Source organism: Olsenella sp. An293 (assembly GCF_002159495.1).
Taxonomy (GTDB): Bacteria; Actinomycetota; Coriobacteriia; order Coriobacteriales; family Atopobiaceae; genus Thermophilibacter.
In genome coordinates, this window is the sequence record NZ_NFIT01000026.1 from 1 (window position 1) to 8,232 (window position 8,232).

Sequence of the window (8,232 nt, forward strand, 5' to 3'; positions counted from 1 at the left end):
GGCCGAAGGTCTTGCCGCCGCCGTCGCCGTTCATGTAGCCGAGCTTGACGGCGTCGTAGACGCCCTGGCTGTACCACTCGTTGGCGGGCACGTCGAGGAAGATCTTCTTCTCGGAGACAACGATGTTGTCGGCGACCATGTCGAGGTCGTAGTTCTCGACGCCCTCGGCGGTCTCGAGGTAGGCGCGGTAGGTGCCGACCTCCTTGAGCTCTGCCTCAGACCAGTCACCGTCAGACTCGATCTCGTACTTGTCGACGACGTAGGAGCCCTCGGGGACGTCGATCTCGTTGCCCTTGGCGTCGAAGAAGCGGAAGGACGGGGTCAGCACGTCACCGGTGTAGGCGAGGTAGCCGCCGCCGTCGGCGGTCGCGACGTCCCAGACGACCTTGGCCTCGGCGGGCTTGACCGGGCTGACGACGAAGGTGAACTCGGCCTTGCCGTCGTAGGTCTTGCCCTGGACGGTGATGATGTAGGTGCCGGCGTCGACGATCTCCTCGACGGCGGTGCGGGTGCCGTCGTCGGCCTGCTTCTCGAAGGTCACCTCGTAGTCGGTGCCCTGGGCGAGGGTCTTGTCGCCGGCCTTGACGGTGAAGGCCATGTTCTTGGAGAGGTCGGTACCGTCGTAGGTGTCCTCGGCGCGGCTTTCGACGTTCTCGCCCCTGTAGGTCATGAAGACGTCAGTGGCGGCGGTGACGCCATCGTACATCACGACGACCTTGGCAACCTTTGTGTTAGCAACATACCTGCCGGTGACCTCGTCCTTATAGTCGACCATGACCTCGACGTAGTAGGTCCCGAAGTCGGTGATCTGGGTCTTGCCGGCCATGTCGACGGGCTTGTGGTCCGCATCATAGACGGTGACCTTCGCGCGGTCGCGAATGTTGCTCTCATTGGTGCCATCAACGTCAAGGTCTGCCATCACCTTGAGGTGAGTGAGGTCGAAGAGCGTGGGGTTTTCGCTCGACTGGTCGACGACATAAGCATCTGCGGAGGAATCCCAGGTGCCACACCCCGTGAAGTCAACGTCCGCGATGACATCAGCATACGTGTAGGTAACCGTAGCAGTACCTTCAACATACTTGCTGCCCGGAACCGCGCTGATTGAATAGGTGTACTTGCCCTGGGTGCCCGTGTAGGCGCCCTCGTCCACGAGATCGACGTCGAACTGGGCGTCAGCCATTCCGGTCCCGCCGAAGCTGCTCACGCCGTTGATTGAGTAGACCAGATCACTAAACGAGGCGTTCGCACCGGGGGCAAAAGTCTCAGTGCGCCCAATCACAATGGCGTCCGAAAGATTGAGCTTGCCGATGGTGAAGTCGAACGACTTGGTCCCCTCATACTTGTTCTGGCCCTCAATGGTCGCGACGTAGGTGACGCCGAGATCGAGGTCACCGGCAACAAGAGTACCGGAGTTCTTCTCCTTGATCTTGATCGTGTAGTCGTCGCCCTTGGTGAGCACGTGGTTGCCGACTGCGACGCCGAGACGGTTCTCCCACTCGCTGACCGCGAGAGATCCCGCCTCACCCGTATAGTTAAAGGTGGTGTCGGCGACGTCCTTGCCGTCGACAAGCTTGGCCCCGTCGAGGGAGAAGCCGACGATGGAGAAGGTGTCGGCAACGTCGCGGAGGTTCCACTTGCCGTCGACGTACTGGCCGATCACGACCGCGTAGTCGCCCTTGGCGGAGGGGGCAACGAAGTTGCCGTCGGCGTCCTTGACGTTGGTGCCCCTGAGCTGGGTCAGCTTGCCGTTCTCGAGGTACTGGACAGCAGTGCGCTCGGAGGGGTCATTGACCGCCCCCTTGCTGGAGTCGATCTTGACGTAGTAGTAGTAGAACTCGCCGTTCTTGAGGTTGGCGTCGTTGCGGAGGCTGACGTCGTGGGGCTGGTTGTCGTCGGTGGTGACGGTCTCGGGGACGCGGCCCTGGCCCTTGCCATTCCAGTAGAAGGTTGCGCTGGCGCTCTCGTACTGGACGGAGCCGGAGTCGGCGTAGTTGGCGTCGGTGGCCAGCAGGCTCACGTCGCCGGTGCCGGTCGCCAGCGCGATCGCCGGGACCGCGCCGACGGAGAGGACGCCGACGAGCGCCGCGGTGACGACGCGGCGGGCCTTCCCCCCGTTGTTGGTGCAAGCTGTCATGTGTTGTCTCCTTTTAAGGGGAGGCAGCGGAAGCGCGGCGACGAACACTCCGGGGCACACGCGGGGCGCGCGGGGCGATCCCTCCCCGTCACATCGCGGAGAGCATCTCTCGGGCGGTCCCGCAGCACTCCCGCAGGCTGACGCCGGAGGCGTAGGGGTTTCTCCGGGCGTACTTGTCCCACAGCGCGAGCATCTGCCCGTCGGCCTCGATCTCGTCGAGCACTTGTCGCCACCGGGCCATCCTCGACGAGCTACCCCTCTTCTCGCACGTTGCCCCCAGGGCGGCGCGCAGCGTCCCCATGTCGCACTCCGCGCCCCGGAGCCTCCACAGCACGTGTATGTCGTAGAAGTCGCGCGGGCGCGTGTTGGCGACTCCGCGAGAGACCACCGTCTCCAGCTTCTCCGCCAGCACGGTCTCGAGGGGGTAGGCCATTAGGTTGATGGAGCCCTCGCCAAACAGCAGGGGGTACTCGTACTCCACGGGCCCCGGGGTGATCCTGTCCCCGGTGGTCACGTCGATGGTGAGCGGCACCGCCATGGGCGGGTAGACCGCCCTGAGGTGCACGCGGATACCGGGGTACTCGTCGGCCTCCCTGATGTCTTCGGTGCGGTCGAACTCGAACGCCCAGTCATCGTCAGACGGGACGGAAGCGACCTCCCGGAACACCGACTCCGCGGACTCGTGGGTGAGGTCGAGCCCCCGGACGGTCGTGTCCAGGTCCATGGTGGTGCGAGACGCCACGCCCACGAGCGACGAGATGAGCACGCCGCCCTTGACGACGACCCTCTCGCGCCAGCCCGACCTGGACAGCCGCTCGAGAAGCCTCTCGATCAGATAGCTCTGCATGAGGGCCTGCGGGGGTATGCCCGCCTCCCTCGCCCTGTTGTTGATGCGCGCCTTGAGCTGCGTTGCGTTCCTCGTCTTCACAGAAGTGCCTCCAAGTAGCGCCTCACCTTCGCCCCGACTCCGAGCCTGCGGGCGAAGCCCATGAGCTTCGCGGGGTCGCGGTCCCTGCTCGCGGCGTACGCGCGCATGGCCGGGACGACGACCTGCGAGTCAACGACCCCCTGGCCGCGCACGACGTCGCACAGCGTCCTCTCGACGTCGTACGCCCTGACGGTGTTGCCAAACGGGGTCCTCACCTCGCACGCCCCGAGGCCCAGCACATCGTCGGCGCACGTGCGGCATACGATTCCTGCCTCCCTGGCGGACTTTGCGTTGTACGACCTCGGGAACGTCATCGTGATCGAAAACGGGGCGCGGTCCGTCAGCCCGTGTAGGAAGAGCGCGGTCTCGTCGGAAAACGTCCCCCGAGCAAACCGGTGCTGAGTGACGAAGAGCTCGTCCTCCCAGACGTCCGGGAGGGCGTACAGCCCGCGCCCAACACGGACGAGCTCGCCGGAGGCGACGGCCTCGGAGAGCGCCCTCCTGGGGATTCCCGCGGAGGTCGCCTGGGCTGACGTGACGTACCCGTTGCCCCCCGCGGCGATTTCGGCAATCCTCTCCACCCCGGCCCCCTCCTTTCGTACAGCCGCGCTGAATATTCTCTCATGTTCAGCGCGATTGTACAACGCGAGGGCGGCGGGTTACGGGCAAGCCGACCAACTCGGACGAAGACACCCGCCTGAACAGCACACGGCGCACATGCCCGGGCGGAACGTCGCCGAACGGTCTCGCCGGGAAGGACGGCGCCGCCCCGCCTCCCCTTAAAGTGCGCGGCGGCGCTCGTCAGGCTGCCCACGCGCCGCACAGCACAGGTTGAGTTCCATTGGACCGGAATCGCGCCAGTTGGCGCGATTCTGGCGCGATTCTGGCGCGATGCGGGGACCTACGAGTCCCCCCTGCGCCACTTCGTGCCCCGTCCGCCACCAACGCGCTCGACGGCGCCATCGGCTTCGAGGAGCCCCAAGACGCGCTGCGTGCTGCGACGGCTCATCCCAAGCGCCTCGGAAATCGCGCCGGACGTGCGGGTCTCCCCATCGGAAAGCAGGGCGAGGATGCGCTTGCGGCCGTCGAGCTCGACGTCGGCGGCCTCGCCGACGAGTTGCGAGCCGGGGCGGTGGAAAACAATCGTCGTGCACCCGCAGTCCTGACGGTAACCGAAGCGCACGCCCGCCTCCTCGCAGAGCGACTTGATGCGGCGGATGCCGCTGCCGTAGGTCTCGATGAGACCTCCCTTGTAGAGCGCGCTGGCGAGCAGGGGGTTGCGCGGCCTGGAGGGGGCGACGGATCCGGCCATGAAGGACTCCGGCGGCTTGCCCTCGGGGAACAGCCCCGGGTTCGTGATGGACACCGTGTCGGTGAACACGTCGATGACCACGGCGGACGGGTCCCTCCAGTCGCGGTGGCAGAACGCGTTGACGACGGCCTCGCGCACGGCGGCGCGCGGAATCTCGGGCACCTCCTCGCGGGCGACGCCCGTGCCGAACACGAGGCGGCGCCGGATGTTTGCCATCACGAAGTGCTCGGCGCGGTCGATGAGGTCGAAGACGGGGCCGTCCTCCTGCACGAGGTCGAGGATGGTGCCCGCACGATCGTTTCCGGCGACGACGCCCATGGTGAGGCGGAAGGGACGGCCTCCCCGGCAGAAGAGCGTGGCCCCCGCGTTGGTGAGGGAGCCGTCGCGGGCTATGAGGCCGAGCGAGGCGAGGGCGGTGCCGTCGGTGGAGTAGGGCTCGGGGATGCGGTCACGCTTGACCCCGGCGGCCACGAAACGCTCGACAACGCTGGGGCTGACGGAATCCGGGCTCTCGCCGGACGGCCTCCCGTCCCAGGGGTCGGCGTGGTCGTAGGCAGCGGAGGCGAAGCGGCGCACCTCCTCGGGGGACATGAGGTCGTCGGAGTCCGCCGTGCGGATGCGGTAGCGGCCGTCGCAGGCGTAGGGAGCGTCGTCGCCCTCGAACTCGACGCGGATGTAGGCGTGCCCCTCCCCGTCCTCGAGCCGCGTGATCTCCGGGTGGATGATCGGGCGGATCTTGGCCGCTATTTCCTGGGCGATGTCGCGCAGAGTCTTGTCCGCAACGGTCTGGCCGACGACGTCGCCGTTGTTGAGGACGCCGAAGTAGAGGGTCCCGCGCCCGTGCTTGTTGAGCATGGAGGCTATGGACTCCATGGCCTCGCGGTGCTCGCCGGTCGACTTCTTGAACTCCACCAGCTCGGTCTCACGTCCGAGGTTCATGCGATGCGCCACCTTCCGACGGCTCGATGCGTGCGGCCCATTCTACCAGTGGAGGGCGAGGCGGTCGGAGGAGGTGCGCTTGCCGGACGACCTCGAACGGCCCACCCCCGTCTCCCCTTAAAAGGAGACAACACATGACAGCTTGCACCAACAACGGGGGGAAGGCCCGCCGCGTCGTCACCGCGGCGCTCGTCGGCGTCCTCTCCGTCGGCGCGGTCCCGGCGATCGCGCTGGCGACCGGGGCTGACGTCAGCCTGATGTTCGCGCCCGGCGGCGAGGGCGGCATGGAGCTCGAGAAGGGCACCGCGAAGCCGACCTTCATGGCCGACAAGGACGGGGACCTCTCCTACACCGACTCGATCTCGTGCGACGAGAACGAGGACGGGGTCTGGGAGGTGGCCGCCTCCGACGACATGCCCTACCTCGTCTCCGTTGACAAGATCAAGGTCGCCGGCACCAACGATGAGGTCGACATCAACGACTCCAACTTCAAGGACTACCGCGTCCGCGTCTACCGGGCCGACGAGGACGGCAACGCCACCGGCGCCGCCCTCTCCGGCAACAAGGTCGACGACGCCGGCGAGTACGTCATCACCGTCACCGGCCTCGCGGGCAGCCCCTACGCCGGCCAGACCTTCAAGTCCAACTTCGTCGTCAAGGGCATCGACCTCCCGCAGGTCGTCGCCTTCGAGAACGGCGAGAAGGCCGACATGACCTTCATCTACACCGGCTCCGCCCTCGACGTCGACTTCAAGACGGCCAACAGCCCGTACGACGTACTCGAGGAGGGCAAGGACTACACGGTCACCTACACCAAGGGCGGCAAGGCCGTCGACTCCGTCACCGACGCCGGCACCTACGTCGCGACCCTCAAGGGCGAGGGCAAGTACGCCGGCAGCGAGACCAGCTGCCCGGTCGAGGTGGGGCGCTTCAAGATCGACGTCAGCACCGACATCGTCATCGCACCGTTCGAGGAGAGCCCCGACGCGACCCCCGTCTCCGTGAGCAGGGAGGACGCCGGCGCCAACGGGAGCAAGTTCACCACCTTCCTCGACCCGTCCCTCGTCTCCGTCGCCCCGACGACTTCCACCAGCACCCCCGGGACCTACCAGTTCAAGGTGACTACGCCCGACGGCGCCAACATCCAGATCGGCGGGCAGGTTGCCAACGCCACTAAGACCTGGCCCGGCCGCAAGGTCGAGAACATCGCGACCTTCACCTACAAGAACGCCTCGCTCGAGGACTCCTACGAGCTCGACGCCTCCAAGGGCGAGGAGTTCGACGTCTCCGACATCGAGGCGTTCAACGGCAAGACCGAGATTGCCGACACCGAGGTCAGCGTCGACGTCGACTACGACAAGAAGGTCGAGGACGGCAGCGTCACCTACTCCGGTAACGCCGAGGCCGACATCGAGGCGGGCCTCCCGGGCGTCTACAAGCTGGTCGTGACGGCCGACGACGAGGATGGCAACGACTACGCCGGCGCCGCCACGGTCACCGTGACCATCTACAAGGGCTCCCTCGACGCGGACACCTCCGTCTTCGTCTACCCGCCCGTCGCGCCCGGCGAGGACCCCGTCGCCGTCACCTCCTACGAGAAGGGCTACGACGGCGTGCCCCTCGAGGCCAACGATTTCGAGGTGACCTTCAACGGCAAGGAGCCTGATGATTTCACCGTCGAGCTGCTCAAGGGCGACGAGGTCGTCGACGAGGCGGTCGACGCCGGCGAGTACACGCTCGTCGTCACGAGCTCCTGGTACAAGCTCTCCGGCACCACCGAGATGCCCGTCACCATCAGCAAGGTCGACCTCACCAAGCTCGAGATCGGCGCCATCGAGAAGTGGAACGGCGTCGCCGGCGAGAACTACCTCCCGGCCAAGGCCAACGGCTACGACGTGAGCACCTCCACCTCCGCAATCTCCAGCCTCGAGCTCGTCTACGGCGACGAGGCCCTGCCCGACGTCGTCGATGTCGTCGTCGAGATCAATGACGAGGGCACCTGGAAGGAGGTCGGCACCGTCGGCCTGGACGACGACGGGGACACCCTCATCGGCGGCCAGTACCGCCTCACCGCCACCGTGCCCGAGGACATCGCCTCCAACTTCATCCTCCCCGAGGGCGCTACGTCCGTCACCGTTCCCTTCACCGTCTCCCTGGGCGGCTCCTTCAAGGACGTCCAGCCCTCCGACTGGTACTTCGAGCCCGTCGAGAAGGCCCTCGTGGCGGGCTACATGAACGGCACCACGGCGCCGGAGCCCGTTTACGACAACACCTCTCACCAGGTTGGCTACGTCCCCCAGTCCGGCACCTTCTCCCCGCTCTCCGAGCTCACCCGCGGCGAGGTCGCCTGCGTGCTCTACAACGTGAGCGGCGCGCACGTCGACGAGACCGACAAGAGCTACAACGAGCACATCGGCTGGCTCACCGGCTTCTCCGACGTCGACGGCAAGCAGTTCTACGCCGAGGCGATCTACTGGGCCAAGCAGAACGGCGTGATCAACGGCTACGGCGACGGCACCTTCCAGCCGCTGCGCAAGATCACCCGCGAGGAGTTCGCCTGCATGCTCGCCAACTTCGCCGAGAAGGTCCTCCGCGACGAGGACGTGGCGAAGGACAACTCCGCCGCGCTCGCCGAGATGCCCGACGCCGACAGCGTCACCGAGTGGGCCGAGCAGGGCGTCGCCTGGGCCGTGTCCAAGAAGGTCATGGGCAACGACGGCAGGGTCAGCCCGACCGCCCTCATGAACCGCGGCACCTGCGCGTCCATGGTCGTGAACTACATGCTCCCCGAGGCCTAGCCTGGGTGGCCGCCCTCCCCTCCGGGGGAGGGCTCCCCATCGGGCTCTGGGCCTCCCAGAGCCCGATGGGGAGCCTACAAGGCTCGAGCAGGCTGTCAGCGTGGCGCAGGGCGTGACGGTG

General features: G+C 66.5%; 5 protein-coding genes. 1 reads left to right on the plus strand and 4 read right to left on the minus strand.

The genetic code is table 11. The annotated features are described in order from the left end of the window. The 4 genes from B5F85_RS10330 to B5F85_RS10345 form a co-directional block, all read right to left on the minus strand. The coding region (locus B5F85_RS10330) for a hypothetical protein (protein ID WP_204204781.1) at positions 1-2,134 on the minus strand (2,134 nt) is incomplete at its 3' end. 88 nt (positions 2,135-2,222) lie between these two features. Beyond that, positions 2,223-3,062: a nucleotidyl transferase AbiEii/AbiGii toxin family protein gene (locus B5F85_RS10335; protein WP_087316995.1), complete on the minus strand. Its 840-nt coding sequence runs from the start codon at positions 3,060-3,062 to the stop codon at positions 2,223-2,225. Then, positions 3,059-3,643 (minus strand): type IV toxin-antitoxin system AbiEi family antitoxin domain-containing protein, encoded by a 585-nt coding sequence (locus B5F85_RS10340; RefSeq protein WP_204204782.1) that lies wholly within the window; start codon positions 3,641-3,643, stop codon positions 3,059-3,061. Before B5F85_RS10340 ends, B5F85_RS10335 begins: the two co-directional genes overlap by 4 nt. A 320-nt stretch (positions 3,644-3,963) precedes the next feature. After that, positions 3,964-5,313 carry an RNA-binding domain-containing protein gene (locus B5F85_RS10345; RefSeq protein WP_087316998.1) on the minus strand — a complete coding sequence of 450 codons (1,350 nt, stop codon included), beginning with the start codon at positions 5,311-5,313 and terminating at the stop codon, positions 3,964-3,966. Between the two features lie 134 nt (positions 5,314-5,447). Here B5F85_RS10345 and B5F85_RS10350 point away from each other — a divergent pair, with 134 nt between their 5' ends. After that, positions 5,448-8,111 (plus strand): S-layer homology domain-containing protein, encoded by a 2,664-nt coding sequence (locus B5F85_RS10350; RefSeq protein ID WP_143786177.1) that lies wholly within the window; start codon positions 5,448-5,450, stop codon positions 8,109-8,111. The last annotated feature ends 121 nt before the right edge of the window (positions 8,112-8,232 follow it).